The organism is Rhodococcus sp. WS3 (assembly GCF_003797085.1).
Lineage (GTDB): Bacteria > Actinomycetota > Actinomycetes > Mycobacteriales > Mycobacteriaceae > Rhodococcus_F > Rhodococcus_F globerula.
Window position 1 is genome coordinate 172,874 of record NZ_RKMA01000005.1, and the last position, 20,641, is coordinate 193,514.

The 20,641-nt window shown below is 60.6% G+C and carries 11 protein-coding genes and 2 pseudogenes; 10 read left to right on the top strand and 3 right to left on the bottom strand.

The features are described from left to right. Positions 1 to 301 precede the first annotated feature (301 nt). The 7 genes from EEB13_RS30325 to EEB13_RS30355 all read left to right on the top strand — a co-directional run bounded on the left by EEB13_RS30325 (position 302) and on the right by EEB13_RS30355 (position 8,457). Positions 302 to 1,801: an aldehyde dehydrogenase family protein gene (locus tag EEB13_RS30325; RefSeq protein WP_045063378.1), complete on the top strand. Its 1,500-nt coding sequence runs from the start codon at positions 302 to 304 to the stop codon at positions 1,799 to 1,801. 60 nt (positions 1,802 to 1,861) lie between these two features. Next, positions 1,862 to 2,821 carry a helix-turn-helix domain-containing protein gene (locus EEB13_RS30330; RefSeq protein WP_141486960.1) on the top strand — a complete coding sequence of 320 codons (960 nt, stop codon included), beginning with the start codon at positions 1,862 to 1,864 and terminating at the stop codon, positions 2,819 to 2,821. A gap of 335 nt (positions 2,822 to 3,156) precedes the next feature. Further along, positions 3,157 to 3,600, top strand: coding sequence for an SRPBCC family protein (locus EEB13_RS30335; protein WP_052683265.1), 444 nt, complete (start codon positions 3,157 to 3,159; stop codon positions 3,598 to 3,600). A 46-nt stretch (positions 3,601 to 3,646) separates the two neighbouring features. Then, entirely contained in the window at positions 3,647 to 4,852 is a 1,206-nt protein-coding gene (locus EEB13_RS30340) for a cytochrome P450 (RefSeq protein WP_045063373.1), read from the top strand. Between the two features lie 136 nt (positions 4,853 to 4,988). Further along, the gene (locus EEB13_RS30345) at positions 4,989 to 5,309 is read left to right on the top strand and encodes a 2Fe-2S iron-sulfur cluster-binding protein (RefSeq protein WP_045063372.1); all 321 of its coding nucleotides are present in this window, start codon (positions 4,989 to 4,991) and stop codon (positions 5,307 to 5,309) included. Between the two features lies 1 nt (position 5,310). After that, positions 5,311 to 6,588 (top strand): NAD(P)/FAD-dependent oxidoreductase, encoded by a 1,278-nt coding sequence (locus EEB13_RS30350; protein WP_045063371.1) that lies wholly within the window; start codon positions 5,311 to 5,313, stop codon positions 6,586 to 6,588. Between the two features lie 810 nt (positions 6,589 to 7,398). Then, positions 7,399 to 8,457 (top strand): hypothetical protein, encoded by a 1,059-nt coding sequence (locus EEB13_RS30355; RefSeq protein ID WP_261984687.1) that lies wholly within the window; start codon positions 7,399 to 7,401, stop codon positions 8,455 to 8,457. A gap of 124 nt (positions 8,458 to 8,581) precedes the next feature. Here the strand turns inward: EEB13_RS30355 and EEB13_RS30360 are convergent, their stop codons facing one another. The 3 genes and pseudogenes from EEB13_RS30360 to EEB13_RS30370 all read right to left on the bottom strand — a co-directional run. Then, positions 8,582 to 12,091: a serine/threonine-protein kinase gene (locus EEB13_RS30360; RefSeq protein ID WP_045063369.1), complete on the bottom strand. Its 3,510-nt coding sequence runs from the start codon at positions 12,089 to 12,091 to the stop codon at positions 8,582 to 8,584. Positions 12,092 to 12,562: 471 nt separating this feature from the next. After that, positions 12,563 to 14,899: an ATP-binding protein gene (locus EEB13_RS30365; protein WP_045063368.1), complete on the bottom strand. Its 2,337-nt coding sequence runs from the start codon at positions 14,897 to 14,899 to the stop codon at positions 12,563 to 12,565. 406 nt (positions 14,900 to 15,305) lie between these two features. Then, positions 15,306 to 15,915: pseudogene (locus EEB13_RS30370) on the bottom strand (transposase); the annotation flags it as partial. Positions 15,916 to 16,397: 482 nt separating this feature from the next. On the opposite strand from EEB13_RS30370, the pseudogene EEB13_RS30375 reads away from it, so the two are divergent. The 3 genes and pseudogenes from EEB13_RS30375 to EEB13_RS30385 all read left to right on the top strand — a co-directional run bounded on the left by EEB13_RS30375 (position 16,398) and on the right by EEB13_RS30385 (position 20,307). Continuing rightward, positions 16,398 to 17,642, top strand: a pseudogene (locus EEB13_RS30375) (IS110 family transposase). Between the two features lie 1,115 nt (positions 17,643 to 18,757). After that, positions 18,758 to 19,150 (top strand): nitrite reductase small subunit NirD, encoded by a 393-nt coding sequence (nirD, locus tag EEB13_RS30380; protein WP_045063248.1) that lies wholly within the window; start codon positions 18,758 to 18,760, stop codon positions 19,148 to 19,150. Further along, the gene (locus EEB13_RS30385) at positions 19,147 to 20,307 is read left to right on the top strand and encodes a uroporphyrinogen-III synthase (protein ID WP_045063247.1); all 1,161 of its coding nucleotides are present in this window, start codon (positions 19,147 to 19,149) and stop codon (positions 20,305 to 20,307) included. Before nirD ends, EEB13_RS30385 begins: the two co-directional genes overlap by 4 nt. Positions 20,308 to 20,641: the final 334 nt, after the last annotated feature.

Below are 20,641 nucleotides of genomic sequence, written 5' to 3' on the forward strand. Positions count from 1 at the left end.
GAGCGCCGCTCTGGCAGGCCTCGAACTTGACCTGCACACGGAGGCCGAAGATCGGAAAACGCCCTGCTTGTTTGCACCGAAAGCTCACACGGATCGCGTCTTCGCGGCATGTTGTTCGGAATGCAAGGTTGGTACAAGCAGCACAGCATTGGGCGAAGTGTGCACAAATGCGCAATGCGCAGTGCACGATTTCCATCACTGAGTGTGGCGCCCATCACCTAACGTCGGAGGTGCACCGAAACCTTGACCGGACAGGGCCAACGCGGCACCGCCGGCTGATTTTGCAAAATGGAGAGTTCGTATGACAGCTGTTACTGAATGGGCAATCCGCCGCGACGTGCAGGAATTCCTGGGGAGCGCGAAGAAACTCCTCATCGGAGGCGAATGGGTGTCGGCCGCATCGGACCGCACCTTCACGACCTACGACCCGGCCACAGGCCACGCCCTCACAGAGGTTGCGCGTGGTGGCGCCGAGGACGTCGACCGCGCGGTCCGGGCCGCCCGCACAGCATTCGACGAGGGCCCGTGGCCTACAATGAAGCCCAACGAGCGGGAACGGCTGATCTGGCGGGTCGGCGACATCCTCTCCGCGCGCGCCGAGGAATTCGGCCAGCTCGAGGCGCTGGACAACGGCAAGTCGGCGGGCATCGCCGCGGCCGTCGACGTCGCGTGGTCGGCCGACATCTTCCGCTACTTCGCAGGCTGGGCCACCAAGATCGAAGGCAGCACGGTCAACGTGAGCATGCCGTTCGCCCCGGGCGGCCAGTTTCACGCGTACACGCTGCGTGAACCCGTCGGTGTCTGCGGTCTGATCGTTCCCTGGAACTTTCCGCTGCTGATGGCCGCGTTCAAGCTGGCGCCCGCACTCGCGGCCGGCAACACGGTGATCCTCAAGCCCGCCGAGCAGACCCCGCTTACCGCGATCTTGCTCGGTGAGGTGTTCCAGGAGGCAGGCTTCCCGCCCGGCGTCGTCAACATCGTCACCGGCTACGGCGATGCCGGGGCGGCACTGTCGGCCCACGACGACGTCGACAAGATCGCGTTCACCGGCTCCACCGAGGTCGGGAAGAAGATCGTCGACGCCGCCAGGGGCAACCTGAAGAAAGTGTCGCTCGAACTCGGCGGCAAGAGCGCCAATATCGTGTTCGCGGATGCCGACTTCGATGCTGCCGTCACCGGATCGCTCAATGCCTGGCTGTTTAACCACGGCCAGTGCTGCGTTGCCGGCACCCGAATGTTCGTCGAGGACAGCATCTTCGACGACTTCACCGCCGCGGTCGCCGAAGCCGCCAGCCAGGTCAAGATCGGCCCCGGACTCGACCCCGCCACCCAGCTCGGACCGCTGGTGTCGCAGGAACAGTTCGACAAGGTCACCGGCTACCTAGCCGCCGGACTCGCCGACGGCGCCCGCGCCCTCACCGGCGGTAAACGCTGGGGCGGCACCGGCTTCTACGTCGAACCGACGGTATTCGTGGACGTGAAGCCCGAGTTCAGCATCGTTGAGGAGGAGATCTTCGGCCCCGTCGTCGTAGCAATGCCGTTCAACGCAGAGGAAGGAGTCGCGAAGGCGGCGAACAGCAGCATCTACGGCCTCGCCGCCGGAATCTGGACCAAGGACCTATCCAAGGCGCACCTCACGGCCCGTCAGCTCAAGGCCGGTTCGGTGTGGATCAACCAATACAACGGGTTCGACACCGCCATGCCGTTCGGCGGATACAAGCAGTCCGGTTGGGGGCGTGAGCTCGGCGCAACCGCCATCGACCACTACACCCAGACCAAAGCCGTCAACATCGCTCTATGATGTGTGTACGGCGATTCTCGCCGTACGAGTTGAGAGCCTGAAACAAGAATCGCACCCGATATGTCATTTCCAATCGCGCCGGGAAACCCTCGAGAGAGGGTTCGAGAACAACTCGATGGTTGGCAGAACGCCCTCAGCGGAACGTTCTTTCCGTTGCAGGTAGGCACCGAGGTGGAGCACGATTTCCGGTGCGAAGTCGATACCCACCACCTCGGCGGGATCCAGTTGTCAGTTGTGCATGCGAGACCCGAAACGATTGTTCGCACTGAAGTGCAGGCCCGATCGGACGAGAGCGAACACTATTGCATCGCGTTTCAGCGAGCGGGAATCGCTACGTTTACCCAGGACGGTAGGACAGCCGTCCTCCGTCCTGGGCAGTTCACGGTTTACGACTCGACCCGTGAATTCGCAGCCCGTTTCGGTTCACCACACACGACAGCGGTTTCCATGTTCGACCGGAGTGCGCTCAACCTTGATGTGACCCAGATGGCCCGCGTGACAGCTACCGCAATGTCAGATGGCGATGGTTTGGGAAAGCTGGTCTCAGCGATGTTGCTTCATCTGGTTGACTCGCGGGGCGAATTCTCGGACGTCGTTGCACGGAAAGTTTCATCGACTCTTCTCGATCTGGTGGAGACCCTGTACAGGGAAATTCTCTTGGATTCCAGCGATTCAGAATGCGCCCAGCGGTCATTTCTTATCAGAGTCAAGACATTTATCGAGGATAATCTCAGGGAATCCCATCTCTCAGTGGGGGATATCGCCGCAGCTCATTTCGTTTCAGTGCGATACTTGTATAAAGCATTCGAAAACGAGAAATTTGGTGTCGCACAATACGTACGACACCGGCGCCTGGAACGCATAAGGCAGCAGCTGGTCGACCCTCTGATGGCTCGGCGGCCGGTCGGTGAGATTGCGGCGACGCACGGCATGATCAACGAGGCGCATTTCAGCCGGATATTCCGCGAGAAGTACGGCGCGAGCCCTTCGGAGTACCGCAGGCTCTACATATCGACATAAATTATCGACATAAATCGCCTACCGGTCCCGTGATCGCGGTGCCACCCAGTTGTGCGGACTGGCAGCAAACCGCACGTCAGTACTTCCTGGATGCAACGGTGGCACGTTCGCCGGCCGGATAAGGCGGCGCTCACGCAGCTTATCGACCCTTATCGGCACGCAAGATATCACGCAAGACGGTAGACGTGTGCACAGAACGACAATAGGTCCTGCACAAACGCACAAATGGATGTGACTGTAGTCACGGTACTCTCGGTATATCAGAAGAGGCGAGTCCGGAGATGCGGTTTCTTGAGAACCACAGCCGACACGGGTCGAATAGTCACCTGCGCCCGATGAATCAACTGAAAGAGAAACAAATGTCGAGTCTCCGAGCAGAAATTCTTATCGATGCAAAACCGGATCGCGTTTGGGAGGTAGTTAGCGATGCGGCAACCATCAGCGAATGGTACCCACTGATTTCCCGATCACATCTCGATTCGAACGGTGTTCGCCACATCGAATTGAGCGACGGCAGCCGGCTTGAGGAGAAAATCGTCACCTCAAACGAGTTTCTGCGCAGGTTCCAGTACCGAATTCAGGGTGGAGACCTTCCCGTGGAGCACCACCTGGGGACTATTGATGTCATCCCCATCGAGGACAAAACTCTCGTCGTGTACTCGAGTGAAATCACTCCGGACAACCTCGCTCTGCTAGTTGATTCGGCAGTAAAGGATGCCCTAGTCGGCCTCCGCGACGTTACTACTCGCACGGAAACCCCAGCCGCACTCGGCAACTGATCAGAACCTTCCCCCGACACAGATAACACAGAAAGCGAGTGAATCGATGACAACCTCAACCACGACTTCGGTTGATACCGAACGATTCTCATCTGATATCGACCTGTTTTCCGCAGAATCACTGGCGGACCCATACGACGATTACCGCACCCTTCGCGACATCGGGCCCGCAGCATATATGGCCAAGTACGACATGTGGGGGACGTTCCGATACGACGAAGTCAAACGAGTTCTGGGTGATCCCCACACCTTCATCTCAGGCCGCGGCATCGCTATGAGTGACACGATCAACACCGCGTGGGCTGAATTCATGGCACTGAAGGATGGGGAGGAACACGCCATTCCTCGCCGGATCATGATGCAGGGAATCGGCCCGAAACCCGCATTGGCCTACCAATCGAACATCGACGCGGCCGCTAAGGACGTGGTCGACAGGATCTTGGAAATGGGGGAATTCGATGGAGTTCCTGAGGTCGCACAGCGGATGCCCTCTGCTGTATTCATGTACGCACTCGGCGCCGAAAACGCCGTCGCCGGCCCGGAGATGCTTCGGTGGGCGACGGATTCGTACCACTGCACTGGACCGGACGGCACTTACGACGACACGCTCCCCAGCGTAGAAAAGCTCATCAACTTCGTCGCATCCAGCCTCGGGCGCGACCAAGTCAGGGCGGGCAGCCTCGCCGCGCAGGCCTGGGCGGCCGCCGACGCTGGAAAGGTCACCGACGAGCAAGCGTTGGGGATCATCGGCGTTGCGGCCTTGGCCGGCCTGGACACCACGGCCAGTCTGATCGGCAATCTGCTGCTGCTGTTCGCGCGGCACCCTGCCCAGTGGGCGATCGTCCGTGATGATCCGTCACTCGTTCCGAGTGCAGTGATCGAGGGAGCTCGGATGGAATCGACCGCGCAGTGGTTCACAAGGGTGACCAGCTGTGAGGTTCAGCTCGGCGAGATCACGATTCCGGCCGGATCGAGGATGCTACACAGCTATGCCTCAGCGAATAGAGATGAGCGGCATTACCCGAACGCGCACATATTCGACGTTCGGAGAAACCCGACTGACCACCTTGCTTTTGGTTACGGTCTGCACTCCTGTGTTGGCAAGAACCTATCCGGTCTCGAGGTGACCTCGCTGTTCAAGGAGCTGGCCAGGCGTGTCGACCGGATCGAACTGAACGGTGAACCCCACTTGCACCCGAACAACATCATCCGCGGCATGGAGTCCGTGCCCCTCAAGGTCTATCCGCGCTGATCACGCACCTAGAGCCGGGGCAGGTTCCGGTTCGTCCGGGAGCCTGCGCCGGCGCCGGGTGCTGCGCGCCCATGAGCGGTACGCACACCCGGTCCGCCCTTCGTCAGAACAGTCACACCTGAAGGAACGAAATTCAATGCCTAAGATAAGTTTTCGTCTCGTCGGCGGAACCGAAACCATTGTCGATGCGATATACGGAACCAGTGTCATGCAAGCTGCCTTGGGCGCCGGTATCGACGAGATTGTTGCCGAGTGCGGGGGAAACGCCATGTGTGCGACATGCCATGTGTATGTCGAAAGCACCGACATCGCGCTTCCCGACATTGGCGAGGTCGAGGACGAGATGCTTGACAATGCACTCGCCCCTCGCCTGGAGACAAGTCGGTTGTCCTGCCAACTCCCCGTCACCGCGGATATCGACGGGCTTGTCGTCGTACTTCCGTCGACCCAATACTGACATGCAGACACATCGGTTTACCTCAGAGGACTGCATCGTCATTGTGGGAACGGGACAGGCCGGGCACCAGGCGGCGGTGTCGCTACGTGAGCAATCTTTCGCCGGCAGGGTCGTCCTCATCGGAGATGAGCCCGACCTGCCGTACCAGCGACCGCCCCTTTCCAAGGGCTACCTCGCTGGCCACACACCGGCTGAAGCTCTCCCGCTCCGCCCCGAGGAGTTCTATTCACGCCACAGTATCGAACTGCTCACCGGAGACTCTGTCACGGCGATCATCCGAGAGAAGTGCCGTGTCGTCTTGTGCTCTGGTAAGGAAATTGACTTCGCACATCTCATACTTGCGGTGGGCACCGAGCCTCGATCTCTCACGGTTCCAGGAGGAAGAGCACAGGGAGTCTTCACGTTGAAGACTCCCGCAGATGCCGACTCAATCCGCGAACGCCTGCAGGGGCCATCGCAGAACGTGGTGATCATCGGTGGCGGGTTCATCGGCATGGAGGTCGCCGCCTCAGCAGCAGCGTCGGGGCACAATACCGCGGTCGTTGAGGCTTCCGATCGGATCATGCAGCGAGCCGTTGATCCCGCAGTTTCGAGTTGTGTTGCGCGAGAACACCGGTCACATGGTGTAACCCTGATCAATGGCGTTGCGGTCACGGCCCTCACCCTGCGAAACGGGGCGGTCTCCGGCGTCGAGCTCGACACGGGAGCTGTCCTGCGCGCCGACACCGTTGTTGCAGGCATAGGCGTGGAACCGAACATCGCACTAGCACAGGCATCCAACCTTGCCACATTCAACGGGATCGAAGTCGATGGCCAACTGCTCACTGATGACCCTCACATCAGCGCGATCGGAGACTGCGCTAACTATCCCAGCGTCCATGCGGGCCGACGCGTTCGTTTGGAGTCCGTGCAGAATGCCGTCGATCACGCCCGGCACGTGGCACGTCGACTGATGCACGACAGTGGACCGTATGCCTCGGTTCCCTGGTTCTGGACCCATCAGTTCGACCTGAATATCCAAATCGCCGGGTTAGCGTCCGCCGACGACCGCACAATCGTCCATGGAGACTCGGAAAGCTCCAGCTTTTCCGTGCTGCGTTTCAGGAACGATCTGCTCACATGCGTCGAATCGATTAATCGACCAAGCGACCATTTGGCGGCCCGCAAAATACTTGCTGGCCCACGCCGTCCCTCTTTCAGTGAAGTGCTGACCGCTGACTTCACATTGAAAAGTTACGCGAAGGCGGCGACGAACCACACCAATACCGTACCGGCGTAACCGCGATGAATTCTACCTACACGGTCACACAGAAAGACGTGAAGACGACCTCTTGGTGGACTTATTCCGGCGGTGGTCCGTATTCGGTGGAGGACCTGAGGAATCAGCTTCGGAATCTCCAAACAAAAGTACGAGGATCGCCTCTACGACTCGCCTGCAGCTGCGGTGCTGCCCGCAGGTATCCCCCAGAAGTGAAGGAACTGATCCTCACGTTCTGCTAGTCGCGCTGCAAACAACGACCTCACGGTGCTGTGGCGGCCGTCGGACATTTCACTGTCAAATTGAGGGATCTTCCGGACGTTCGGGGATCCGATACAAACAACTTAGGAACCCATAGACCTGCCACCCCTGGCCCCTTACTCCGTCATCGCGGGGCCCAGTTTTTTTCGTCCCGACAAACTGTCACTCACCGTGCTGCACTTCGTGTGAGGGGTTGCACTCGCTTGCATCGAGGCGCGATGGGCCCGCATGCGCGTCGCAGAATGCGACGCATCAGCCTGATGCCGCTCGTTGCAGCTGCATTCTGTCAGTGCAGCGTGTGTACGTACCTGGTTTCCCGGCGTCGAAGTCGGATGACGACTCGAAGTGTCGACCACCATAACTATCGACGGAACATCCCGTCGCCGACGGTGATCTCGGCTGACACCCACCCATCTCCGTGGCCTCAGAGGCTGCGAGGCTTGGTTTTTTCCTAAATTGGATGTGCCACAAACCGCTTGGCTAACGTATTCGACTGCACCGCAACGCGAATGGAATTGATCGACCACTTACCTACCGGACGTTTTCGGGCAGTACGAGCGGTCTGTGCCGATGAATGATCAAGGGAGCAAAACAATGCCATTAAGACGAACCGTCGTGCTCGGCGGCGTCGCCGCGATCGGCGCCGTACTGTTTCTATTCCCGCTCGTCACCGACATGATGATCAAGGTCCAGGGTGTGGAACACCTCACAGGTGACCTGCGTGCCAGCTTCAAGCCTCGGGCGTTGGCCCAGACCCGGGCCGACATGGACATGGTGCAGGCGATGTCGAATCAGCTGCAGTCGCAGACCCTGCCCGCCTTGCCGAACGCGCTCGCTATGAGCCCGAACCAGTTCCATGACTACATGGACCAGAATTTCCCGGACGTCGCCAGCGGCATCGACCAGCTCGACACGATCCTGCCGAAATTCGATGCCCTGGTGACCGGCCTGGAAACGCAGGCGCCCAACTTCCGCAACGCCGATCAGATCCCCACGAACTTCCTCCCCAGTACCGTGGTGCCGTTCTTGTTCCTGATCCCCGGCGCTGTTTTGGTCCTCCTCGCCGTCGGTGCCCTGTCTCGCGGCCGACCGGGTCTGTCTCGGGCAGCATTGGTGGCAGGCTTCGCCGTGGGACTCATGTTCGTTATCGCCCCGCTGGTGTTGTCCGTTCCCGCCAAAGCCAAGGCCGTCGACGATCTCACTGTGGCCTTCGGCCCGGTGTTCACCGACCAGGGAGTGGCAGCCGTGCGGTCGGACATGACTGTGATCGCGGCGATGTCCGACCAACTCCAAACCCAGACCGTGCCCGCGCTGGCCGGCGCCTTGAAAATGGATCCAGGGCAGTTCCAAGACTTCATGGGGCAGAACTTCTCCGACGTCGCGACCGGCATAGCGCAGCTCAACGCCATCCTTCCCAGGTTCGAGGCACTCGTTGCTGGCATGGAGGCCAACGTCGGCAACTTCCAGCTGGCGGCGAACATCCCCACCGCGAGCCATGCGGCCACTACCTTGACATGGTGGTTCATCGTCCCTGGCATCGCGCTGATCCTGCTCGGCGGTATCGGGATTGCCGGACAGTCACGGACTTCGGGTGTCTCCACCCCGGAGCAAACCCTCGAAACCGTCTGACCCATCGATCGCTGAGCAGTCACTGATACCGACACCGCGGCCGCTCACTCCCATGGTCCACGGAAGCCGATCACTGGGACGTGCCGTATCCCAGGCACGTCCAGGGGTCCCTCGGAGCCCCGATTCATTTCAATGGACTGGAGGAAGGCGGCTCGGTCTGTTCGGCGGCCAGGACCGCCGATAAGAACGGCTCGTCGATCGTAGGCCACTCACTGGGCCATCGGTTGTGCAACAACCGTTCTCGAAGCGAAGCCACCAGCTTTGTCAGCGCGGGTCCCTCGTCACATAGCAGGCGGATCAAGCCGAGCTGCGCGCATCTCGCTGCGAGCGGGACCAACGCCGCCTCCGCTTCCTCTTCGCCATGCGCCGCGCACAGCGCGGCCACCTCGAGCAGACCCGCGCGAAGGGCTGCGCGGGGACGGTGTTGCGCTCGCATCCTGGCTACCAACGCGGACGCGAGTTCGAGTGCCTCGACCGCGTCGTGCGATGTCTTCTCGGCGAGCAATATTCGGATGGCTGCATCTTCGTAGAGTTCGGTGGTCATCTCCAAGATGCCGTTGAGCGGGGATGAGCCTGTCTCCGTGGTTGCTTCTCGTTGGACGGGCGACCGAATATTGGCCTTCATATTCCACCGTGTGCGCTCGTTCTCGATGCGCGCAGTGAGTCGTGGCAGTTTCAATGCCGCTGCGATCTCGGCCCCCTCGTCCAGTCGGTTGCGTGCTGCCACGAGGTCTCCTCGAATGGCCTTGATCCTCGCCCCGGTCCCGTATGTGACGAGCATGAAATCGACCACTCCGCCCTCGGATCCGAGTTGGTGGCTCTCATCGAGCAACCGCTCGGCCTCGTCTACGTATCCCTTCTCGTAGAGCATGCAACCGAGCATCGCGCTTGCGAGCTGTGTCGAGTATGACCGCGAGCCGCCTGAGCGCCCGGCCGGTTCGTACGCACGGCGGAAGTGTCGTTCTGCCTCCTCGACGCGGAGCATCTCGAAGGCTGCGAGTCCGGAAAAACAGTATCCGTACACGGCACTCAACGGGCCGGTGGTGCGCGCGTGGTACGGCTCGGCCCACTTCTGCCACCGCTGGGCCGCGTCGAACTCAAATCGGTGAATTGCCTCATAAGAGGCCACATTCGCGGCAGCCGCCAGCGCAAACGGGCGCAAGGTCCTCTCGCGGGCGACACAGTCCGACACCAAATCGAGTAGTCCGTCGATGTGGTCGCCAAGCAGATTCGCAATTCCTTTCACCAGCGCCGCCTCGACCCGAAGATCCGCGGTCGCCCCGGCCTCATCGGGGAGGGCGGCAAGGCTGACGTTCAGCGCGTCGAGTGTCTGATCAATGATGATGCGTTCGTGGTGTAGGAGCACGTGCGCCCAGGCCGCTGCAATCAGCAGATGGGGCCGCCCGGCGACCACTGTTATTGGCAGTTTGTCGATCAGCCCCAATGCCGAGGCAAGCTGCGAACGCTCGATCGATGCCATCCCGTCAACGAGGTCGGCAGCCCGCTCCTCGTCCCCGGCTGCGAGAGACTGGTCGACCGCCTCGCTGAGAAGACCGTGGTCGGCGAACCAAAGCGCTGCCTCACGATGTAATGCGGCGACTCGCTCGGGCTGGTCTCGTGCGAGCCGGCGCCGAAGAAAATCGGCGAAAAGGTGGTGGTAGCGGAACCACTTACGCTCGTCGTCGAGAGCGCGTAAGAACAGGTCCCGGTCCTCGATCTGCTCGAGGAGCACCTGCCCGTTGCCCACCTGAGCGAGCCTGGCAGCCAGGTCACCGCACAGACGTTCGGTCACCGACGTTGCCAGCATGAAGTCGACGATGTCAGGTTCGAGCGTGTTGAGGACATTCTCGACGAGATACTCGGCGATACCTCGGTGCCTGCCCGAGAGGTTATCGATGAACTCTGCGGGCTGCTCCCGTCCTCGCAGTGACAGAACAGCGAGCTGCAGGGCTGCGACCCACCCTTCCGTGGAATCGCACAGGTCGGCGATCGCCTGCGGTTCCAGCGACAGACCACCGAGATCGACCAGAAAACGACCTGATTCGGCGACATTGAAGCGCAGCGCGGTGGAATCGATCTCGACCAACTCGTCCTGCACCCGCATCCTGCTCAACGGCAACCCCGTTTGAGTGCGGCTGGCCACAATCACCTGCAAGTGGTGGCAACCGTGCTCGAGCAGAAACTCCATGGCTGCCACCGTCTCCGGATTGCTCACCCGATGCCAGTCGTCGACCACGACAGTCAACGGCTCCCCAATGTCATGGATCTCGTCGATCAACGTCGTCAGTACATACCGACTAGCCTGGCTGCCGCGATCCTCGAGGATCTGCCCCAAGTCGGAGGCGAGGTCGTCTCGGACATGTCGAATTGCCTCTACCAGATGGGCGAGGAACCAGACCACGTTGTTGTCGTCTGCGTCGATACTCAGCCATGCCACCGAAACACCGTCCTCGATGAGAACCTCCCGCCACTGCGCAGCGAGAGTGCTCTTTCCGAAACCTGCCGGCGCATGTATCAACACCAACCGTCGCCGACCCGCATCCTGCAGACGCTCGGCGAGCCGAGTCCGCACGACCAGAGCGCGCGACGACCTCGGAGGACGATACTTGGTCATTGCGCTGGGCGGTCGCAGCCGTGACACCGAGTCGTTGTCACCCGGGCCCCGGTGCACCTCAGTCCTGACATAGCCGATGGTCGGCGCGGGTTGGATCAGCGCGGAACCCGCGTCCTCGCCAGCCGTGAGCGCCATCTCATCAACGGCTAACCCGTGCGCGCGTTCGATCTCGCGGAGTTGATTGCCTAAATCCGCTGCGGTGCTTGGGCGTCGGTCCGGATCCCGCGCCATCGCTCTCTCCACGGCCTCACGAACATCGCTAGGAAGGCCCGCCGCAAGCATCGTCGGCGCCGACTCGGAGGCGATACGCAGGAACTGGGCAATGATCTGCTCGCCGGAATGCCGCTCGAAGGCCGCATGCCCGGTAATGAGACAGAACATTGTGGAACCAAGGCCGTACACGTCGGACGCAACAGTTGGCGGCTCACCAGCGAGAACTTCTGGGGCGGTGAAGGCGGGGGATCCGGTGATGGTGCCGGTGTCGGTCTCGAATCCGCCCGCAATACGTGCGATTCCGAAGTCGGACAGTTGCGGGTCCTCGTAGTCGGTCAACAGGATATTGCCCGGTTTGACATCCCGGTGCAAGATGCCAGCCCGGTGTGCAGTCTCCAAGGCGCCCGCCAACTTCACACCGATACGGATCGCTGCGCTCCAGTGCATCGGCCCTCTACGGCGCACAGCCTCGTCCAGCGAGCCCTGCTGATGATACTGCATCACTATGAACGGGCGTCCCGTGGAAGTCACACCAATGCGCAGCACGTTGACGATATTCGGATGCCCCGACAACTGCCCCATCGCGCGCTGCTCCCGTAGAAAACGGGTATAGCCCTCACGATCGAGACCCGAACTCAACACCTTGATCGCCACGGTCCGCTCGAGCGAAGGCTCCCGGCACCGATAAACAACCCCGAAACCGCCACGGCCGATTTCCTCGACCTCCACGAACCCCTCGGATTCGAGTTCCGCTTTGATCTCCGAGCTGAAGCCATCCAGCGGCCCGGGCTCATCGTGGTCCGTCATCGACGACTTGCCCTCCTCTGTGAAGGGATACGACCTCGGTCCATAACAATGCCGCCGACATCCAATAATCTGCTCCGACCGCCCACCAGTCCGCAGTCAGCGCAGCAACTCAGTTATTCAGCCTACCCGCGCGCGGCAGCGGCCGCGTTACATCCGGCGACCGACTTCTGCGCACAGCTAGTGTTATCGCGCGAATAACACCAGGCAGCAGCATCTTTTGGACGGTCGACACCCTCGTCGACGATCCACTGCTGCGCCGGGCGGCAGCCCGAATGGCGGTGACCGCACCGGCGAGCGTTCGTTCGTAGCGACTGTGCAGCCGTTGTAGAGGGAATATCGGCTCGTACCACTCGCCCCAATTTGATCAGTAGAGCTGTTCGGATCCCTGGCGGGGCTCATGACTAGACTCCGCACCGAGTGTTCGACTGACATCAGAACAGCTGTGGATTTCGCTTCTGAAGGTGGCTTGCGCTACTCAGGCTCGGCGCTCTGAGACTGTTCGATACTCCATGCCGCTATCTGACTGCGGGAAGTGAATCCGAGCTTGCGGAGAATATGTTCTACGTGCCCCTGTGCAGTGCGTTGTGAGATGACGAGCTTGGCTGCGATCGATTTGTTGGTCATTCCCTGGGCGACGAGTTGGGCCACCTCCCTTTCGCGGCGTGTGAGGGAGGTGGTCTTTGACACTGCAGGCGCTCTGAACCCACCCGTTGCCTCGTTCAGTGCGAATGCTGCGGCGTCTTCGAATCGCATACGGAATCCATCGCGGAACGCCGAGGTGAACGCGCGATCACCCATCGATTGGCGGACCCGTTTTTCGTACGGCTCTTGGTGGACGAGGAGGTTCGGGTAGACAGCGCTAGGGCTCCCGACCGTCTGTGCGATGGCTTCGACGATGCCCATCAGTGTCGCGGAGCGCCGGGGGATACCTTCATCCGTAGCGATCCATGTGAGAACCTCCATGCATCCGGCTGCTCCTAGCCGGTTATCCGCTGATCGAGCGAGTCGTACCCCCTCTTCGGCCAGTTCTTTTGCACGTGAGAAGTTTCCCCGATTCCAGGCGCCGATTCCTGCGCCCAAGAGTGACCATCCCCGATAGACGGATTCGCCGCATGACTCGGTCAATTGCAGTATTTCCCGGTGACACTCATCGCTCCGAGCCCAATCCCCTTGCGCACTGCTGGATACGGCGAGGCCTAGAAGCGACCAGATCATGTACAGGATATGACCTTCTATGCGAAATGCTGCGAGCGAGGATTCGAAATGCGCGGAGGCCCCTGCAAAGTCGTGAGTGAACAGAGCATGATGGCCGGCGGCGTCAGCCATGAGCGCCGTGGCGGTGGGATCATCGACCTGGAGGACAGCGAGTGCGCTTCCCTTCTGAGCGTTGAGCAATGAAGAATCCGCATCGCCGTGCAGTGCTGACATGACGCTCAGCACATACAGGCCTTTGATTCGCTCGAAACCGGATTTGCAATCCGCAACTGCCAGAAGCTGCCTGAGCCATCGGATGCCCTCACGCAGCTTTCCCCGCGCGCGCCAGTACGGATACAGTCCATTTGCCATGCGAAGTCCCGCCTCCGCCTCGATTGGCCAGGTCAGACAGAACTGCAGCGCCGCACGGACGTTGGGTTGTTCGGCGTCGAGCATTGCGATCCAATCCATCTGCTGCGGACCGATCCAGTTTCTCTCTGCTTCGATCACCGCCCTTTCGTACCAGTCGCGGTGTCGTCGCAATAGAGATGCGACTTCCGACGTCTCCTGCAGCCGTTCCATGCCGTAATCGCGCAGCGTCTCGAGCAGTCGGTACCGGATCGTTCCGTCGACGCCTTCTTGTATCAGGATCGATTTGTCGATCAAGGACGTCACTACGTCGACAACCTGCGTCGGTGGCATATTGCCAGCACAGATTCCTTCGACCGCATCGAGTTCGAAGCTGCCCGAGAACACTGTAAGACGGCCCCACATTTCTCGTTCGGCGTGCGAACATAAGTCGTGACTCCAGTCAATGCACCATTGAAGTGTTTGCTGTCTGGCTGGTGCTCCGCGACTGCCTTTTGTCAACAGTGCGTAGCGGTCTGTCAAACGTTGCAGGATCTGATTCGCCGACATCGCGCGGAGCCGGACTGCTGCTAATTCGATCGCGAGCGGTAGTCCGTCGAGACGTCGGCAGATGGTCAGGACTACATCCTGGTTTCGTTCGGTGATGGCGAAGTCCGGGGCAGCTGTCGCAGCGCGTTCGGCGAAGAGTCTTATTGCTTCGTAGTTGTTGAGTCCATTGGAGATCGTGGGCTGACGATCCGGTTCTGGCATGGTGAGGGGAGGTACTCGGAAAACGGCTTCGCCCCCGATTCCCAGGGGTTCCCGGCTGGTCGCTAAAACCCGGAGGTCTGGGCAGCTGTGCAGAAGTGTCGAAGTGAGGTCGGCGATCGATTCGACGAGGTGTTCGCAGTTGTCGAGAATAAGTAACAATTTCCTCGATGTTAGGTACTCGAGGAGAAGGTCTTCGAGCGAAGTGCCCCCGCCCTCGCGCAAGTTCAATGTGGCAGAAACTGTATCCACGACTGCGCCGGTATCGTTCAGTTCCCCCAAACCGACCAGCCAGACGCCATCTTCGAATGCTCGACGTGAGTCGACGGCGACCCGTAGTGCGAGTCTTGTTTTTCCCACACCCCCAACGCCTGTCAACGTCACGAGGCGTGACACGGACATCAGATGCCGCACTTCGGATATCTCACGCCGTCGGCCGACGAAACTCGTCAACGAATGGGGAAGGTCACCCAGGTTTGCCTTGTTGGCGGGGTACATGGGACCTTCACTTTCACTGCAGCTACCTCTGCAACCACGTTACCTCTGCGCGATACGGATTCCCACCGATTTCGGAAGCGGATAGCGTCATCGAATCGGCTGAGGCGAAAGTACGTTGCTGATGCCGGGTGATCGCATCAGCCCTAGAAATCGTCACCGCCCTATACGTCGGAACGACAACTATCTTGTCGCCAACCGGGCTGCTGTCGAGTTCTTGAGGGATGCCGCAGTCCTCATGCGAATCCTTGGGACAAGTCATTGTAATCATTTAGTCCACTGAAACCGCACGACGATCGGCGCGAACTGCAGAGGTTCATACCGTGATTGTCAGTGGTGTGTATCCACGGTCAACGGCGGCGCAGTGATGTCGTGGATCGCGGGCAGGGGTGTGTACCTGTAATTTCCATCAAGCTGCTGCAGCGGAAGACGTTTGGTAAAGGGTCTTGTTCGTGAGCATCGCGTAGAGAACATCGCAGCGGCGTCTGGCGAGGCAGATCAGAGCGGCGTTGTGTTTCTTGCCTTCAGCCCGTTTGCAGTCGTAGCAGAGCGACTGGTCGAGTCGTGCAGGGCCGCGAACGCGGATAGGAACTGGGCGCGTTTGAGCTTGCGGTTTCCTGATCGTGCGGGGTGTTCACTGCGGATCGAAGAGCCAGACCTGTGGGTCACCGGTGCGATCTCGGCGTAGGCGGCGAGGTGGTCCGCGGACTTGAACGCCGACCCGTCACCGACCTCGAGCAGGATCCGGGTTGCAGCCGAAGATCCCGATGCCGGGCGTCGAGATCTTCGGCTAGGAAAGAGGGTGGTCAGCGAGCACCCTCACGACATCATCGCCGATGTACTTTCGTTGCAGCAGAATCTTTTTCGAGAGATTCGGCAAGTTTCGGTAGGACAATTTCCGCGGCATTGCTGCCGGGTGCTATCACCGTTTGTGTGCTGAGAGCGGCGATGATCTCGTCGGCCAGTCGAGCGCCCATACGGGGTGCGTGTTTGACTGCGATGGAGGTGAGTTTGCGTTTCCGGCGGCCCTGTCCCTAATGGCATCCGAATGGTCACTGTGGAACGATGTTTCTCTGCTGTGATTGTTCGGATGTTCGTATCCGTCGAGCTGCTTGCGCAGTCCGATACCGGCTCACCTAGGCCTGGAAGGTGGGTTACGGACTGATCGAGGTGATGGTCCCGCACGACCGATGGATGCCTGCCTTGTCCCAGGGGACATGCGATCCCTCCCGATAGATCGGCGCCGGCGGCGTGTCGGGGCCATCAGCTGGGTACTGGTTGTCACAGTTGTTGTTTGTGGTTCAAGCCGGTCCGCACGGTCAACACCTCGTAGTTCGTAAGCTTTGGAGCTCTCAGGCCGAGACCGGAACCGTGCGGATTGCTGGGATCGCGAACGGCTCATCGGAGGGAAGGCCATCGAGCCTCGTCATTAGGGTGCCGCGCGTTCTCGTTGGGTGCAGCCACGCGAAGGAGATCAGACGCAAGAGGAAGGTAGGGGCTGGTGAAACTATTCTGCGGAATCGACTGGGCCGAGGACCACCATGATGTCGCGGTGGTCGATGATGACGGCCTTTAGTGGCAAGGCGTCGAATCGACGATAGCTCTGAAGGATTCGTCGACCTTCTCGGGTTGCTCGCCGAGGCAGGTGGCACTTCCACCGATCCGATTCCCGTGACGATCGAGACCTCACGAGGTCTGCTGGTCGCCGGATCGCGCGGATCGGGGGAGAAACGTCTATGCCATCAATCCCATGGCGGTGGCCCGCTACCGCGATCGGCACTCGATGGCACGCAAGAAGTCCGACCATGTGGACGCGATGACGCTGGCGAACATTCTGCGCACCGACGCGCACGCGCACCGAACGCTGCCCGTCGACAGTGACCTCGCGCGGGCAATCACGGTCTTCGCCCGCGCTGCCCAGGACGCGATCTGGCGGCGCACCAAGGCAACCCAAGAACTGCGTGCACTCCTGCGCGAGTACTACCCAGGCTTCCTCAGCGCATTCGCCGGCACCGGTCACACGAACCTTGCCATGGCAGACGCACGCGCGATACTCGCGATCGCACCGACACCTGCCCAGGGTGCGCGATTGACCAAGGCCCGCATCGCTACAGCCTTGCGGCGGGCGGGTAGGCAACGACGACTCGAGGACACCGCGACCCGAATCCAGAACGCGCTGTGCGCTCCTCAGCTGCGACAACCACCCTTGGTGGAGCAGGCGATGGGTTGTCAGGCGATCGCCTTGTTGGCAACATTGAACACCGAATGCGTCAACGCCGAAAACCTCAATGAGTCTGCGGCCGAGGCATTCCGGAATCATCCTGACTACGCGGTCATCACCAGCTTTCCCGGTCTGGGTGAGGCTACCGGTGCCAGGGTCTTGGCAGAGATCGGCGACGACCGTGGCCGGTTTGCCGACGCTCGCGGACTTAAATCCTTTGCAGGGGCCGCACCTGTCACCAGGGCGTCGGGTCGCACAATCTCGATCACTCATCGGCACGTGAAGAACAACAGGCTCGCGGCAGTGGGGTTTGTCTGGGCCTTCGCCGCCATCCCGAGACCTGGCCCGATCAAGGACCACTACACCCGGCGCCGAACACACGGTGACCGGCATGCTGCGGCGCTGCGCAACGTCTTCAATCGACTTCTGGGTCAGCTCTATCACTGCCTTCACACCGGTCAAACCTACGACGCATCGAAGGCCTTTCCCGGCTCCATTCATGATGCGGAACCGGCAGCCGCTTGACGACTTGCGTTGATCGGATAGGTTCGGCGACACCACCCCGGATTATTCGAGAGACAGGGGCAAAGTCATCGGCCTGGGTGGGGCAGGTCGACAGGCGTCGAGTTTACTAGTCCCACTCAATACCGACCGACCACTGAACTCGCACCCGAAAGCACGTGACATGGGCGCGGTCCGCCTGTTACGTACCGGTCACTTCGCTGACGACATGCGGTCCATTCCGGCAGCAGGGCCTCTAATCTCATCGCAAGGGCGGGGAAATCTGTCGATTGTGGACCCTGCGGGCTCAAGTCGGAAACTCAGCTCAAGTCGGAAACTGCAGGGCCGGCACGCTGAACCGGATGCGTGCGGGCATCAATTTACGCCTCAACGCGTTCGGAGTGACCTACCCCCGGCGAGGCGTGAGCCACAAGGGCAGATCATTCGTGGCTGCCCCCTCGACATGCGGAGCGTCGCCGCACCTCGAAGGCCGTCCAGTGTCCGGGTGGGTGATCGGGCTCGGATAAATGGCGGCGACCCCAGACTCGGGTAAATTAAAGAGTATGGGTCATCAGCGATGAGCACACAATACGTATAGCCCACTAGCCGTGCCGAGCTGCCCCTCACGGCTGAACCGCCGCATCCACGGTTGGGCTGCGTTCGGGCCCGGTCCAGGGTTTCGCTCGGAATCATTCGAGCTGCTGACCGGGTTCTGGCCGGCGACGAGGTTGCGGCTTTGCGGGCATCTGAGAGATAGGTATCCATCCGGGTACTTGGGCCCGTGCGCAACGCTCACGTCCGTGAGAGGTTCAGGAGGTACCTACGCCGGCGATCGGAGGTGGTGATCATGACTCTCGAGGATCGATTGGACAATGTCAGTACCTGCTGGCGCGAGCCAGACTTGCAGGTGACTACGATGCAGTTCGTCGATTCTCGGAGCATCGGCGCACGTTGGTTGAGCAGTCAAGCGGCATGAGGACCTACCTCCGCGTGGTGTAGGACAGCAGCCGGGCTGGTGTCGTTGCGGCCCGGGTGTCTCCTCTGTGCAGGGAAGAGCGCCCTGGCGAAGTGGCGTGATGTCAGTCCTCGGGAAGGAATAGATTCCGAGAACAGAGTAAACAGAACACGAGGAGGACTCGATGAGTGTCATCGATGTGCGGATCGCCAAGCTGGCTTCAGAGCGACTCGAGTGGACGTCGGTGTGCTCGCTGAGTCACCTGATTACGGGCCGTGGAGTTGCCGTGCTTCGCAGTGGGGAGCAGGGAGCGCTGTTTGGGCTCGTGGATGGCACCTTGCGGGCCGTGAGCAACTTCGATTTGTACGGCTGCGCCGCTGTGATATCGCGTGGACTGGTCGGTGATCGCAAAGGTGAACCAATTGTGTTGTCCCCGTTTCTGAAGCAGGCGTTCTCGTTGATCGACGGACGGGCATTGGACGACGAGTCGGTATCGCTTCCGGTGTATGAGGTTTACGTCTGGGCCGGCGTAGTTCAAGTGCGCAGCACCGGTTGCGTTGTCGAGACTGCCTCGTGAATGACGAGATGCCGTTGGCGGGATTCACCGTCGGCATCACGGCCTCGCGTCGCGCCGAGGAATTTGCGTCACTCCTTACCCGACGGGGCGCAGATGTGATGTTCGCGCCGGCGATCCGCATCATCCCGCTCGCGGACGATCGTGAGCTGGAACGGGTTACGCAGCAGATCATCTCGAATCCTCCCGACGTTGTTGTTGCTACCACGGGAATCGGATTTCGGGGCTGGCTCGAGGCCGCAGAGGGTTGGGGTGAGGCCGAGAATTTGAGCGCGGCACTGTGCTCGACGCATCTGCTGGCTCGGGGTCCCAAGGCGAAGGGTGCAATCCGTGCGGCAGATTTGCGGGAAGAGTGGTCGCCGGTTTCGGAGTCTTCGGCCGAGGTTCTCGAACATCTTCTGGCCGAGGGCGTCTCGGGCAAGAGCATTGCTGTTCAATTGCACGGCGCCACCACCGAGTGGGAACGAACTTCTTATTTCTGTCAGGCGTTGCGGGACGCGGGTGCCGAGGTCATCGCGGTCCGTGTGTACCGTTGGGAGCCACCGGATGATCCGACACTTCTCGATCGGATGATCGACGCAGTCGCTTCTGCCGGAGTTGATGCTGTCAGTTTTACCAGTGCACCGGCTGTGGCGTCGTTGTTGATGCGTGCGGACAGTACGGGACGGCTCGACGAGGTCCTGGGTGCCATGCGCGGGTCGGTGACGGCTGTGTGTGTCGGACCGGTCGCATCGGCGCCGTTGGATGCACTGAACGTTCCGACGACGGGACCTGTCCGTTCCCGTCTGGGCGCACTTGCCAGGCATATTGTCGAGGAACTTCCGCTGCGCGCCAATCAAATTCAGGCCGGTGCGCATGAAATTAGTATTAGAAGCGGTTGCGTAGTCGTGGACGGAGCGGTGAGGCAACTGTCGCCCGCGGCGATGTCGCTGATGCGAACCCTTGGTGCGAGTCCTGGTCGCGTCGTCTCTAGGGAGGATCTTCTTGCCGCTCTGCCCGGTGGTGGCGGTGATACTCACGCCGTTGAAACTGCCGTGGCGCGATTGCGGGCGTGTCTCGGCGCACCCGAAGCGGTGCAGACTGTGGTCAAGCGCGGTTACCGTCTTGCCCTGGATCCCGGTGACTATGTACGCAATTCAGGTGATTATGCGCAGTGGTGACGGTGGACTGGTTTGTGTTGCTCACGGCACGTGAAGTGCGCGTGGAGCGGATACAATTGCGGCGCTGGCCGAAACGACGACCGCGCGTCGGCGGCACCCGTGCGGCCTTGGCGGTCGAGTTATCGGCGGGTAGCGGGCGGCCATTCCCAATGAGCCGTCCGATGCGGCAGGGAGACCTGAGCCATACCCGCTACCCGAGGGTGATTCGAACATTACGACGGTCCGAAATCGCCCACTACAACAACGTAAGGAAGGTGACTTAATCACCGGCGCCCACAACCAATCCGCAATCGGCACGCTCGTCGAGCGCCAGGCACGGATAGTTCGGTTGCTG

Excerpts from the sequence above, each read along its gene's own strand:
- EEB13_RS30365 (WP_045063368.1), bottom strand. The coding sequence starts at position 14,899 with ATGTACCCCGCCAACAAGGCAAACCTGGGTGACCTTCCCCATTCGTTG.
- EEB13_RS30350 (WP_045063371.1), top strand. The coding sequence starts at position 5,311 with ATGCAGACACATCGGTTTACCTCAGAGGACTGCATCGTCATTGTGGGA.
- EEB13_RS30360 (WP_045063369.1), bottom strand. The coding sequence starts at position 12,091 with ATGACGGACCACGATGAGCCCGGGCCGCTGGATGGCTTCAGCTCGGAG.
- EEB13_RS30330 (WP_141486960.1), top strand. The coding sequence starts at position 1,862 with ATGTCATTTCCAATCGCGCCGGGAAACCCTCGAGAGAGGGTTCGAGAA.
- EEB13_RS30325 (WP_045063378.1), top strand. The coding sequence starts at position 302 with ATGACAGCTGTTACTGAATGGGCAATCCGCCGCGACGTGCAGGAATTC.
- nirD (WP_045063248.1), top strand. The coding sequence starts at position 18,758 with ATGAGTGTCATCGATGTGCGGATCGCCAAGCTGGCTTCAGAGCGACTC.
- EEB13_RS30355 (WP_261984687.1), top strand. The coding sequence starts at position 7,399 with ATGAATGATCAAGGGAGCAAAACAATGCCATTAAGACGAACCGTCGTG.
- EEB13_RS30335 (WP_052683265.1), top strand. The coding sequence starts at position 3,157 with ATGAATCAACTGAAAGAGAAACAAATGTCGAGTCTCCGAGCAGAAATT.
- EEB13_RS30340 (WP_045063373.1), top strand. The coding sequence starts at position 3,647 with ATGACAACCTCAACCACGACTTCGGTTGATACCGAACGATTCTCATCT.
- EEB13_RS30345 (WP_045063372.1), top strand. The coding sequence starts at position 4,989 with ATGCCTAAGATAAGTTTTCGTCTCGTCGGCGGAACCGAAACCATTGTC.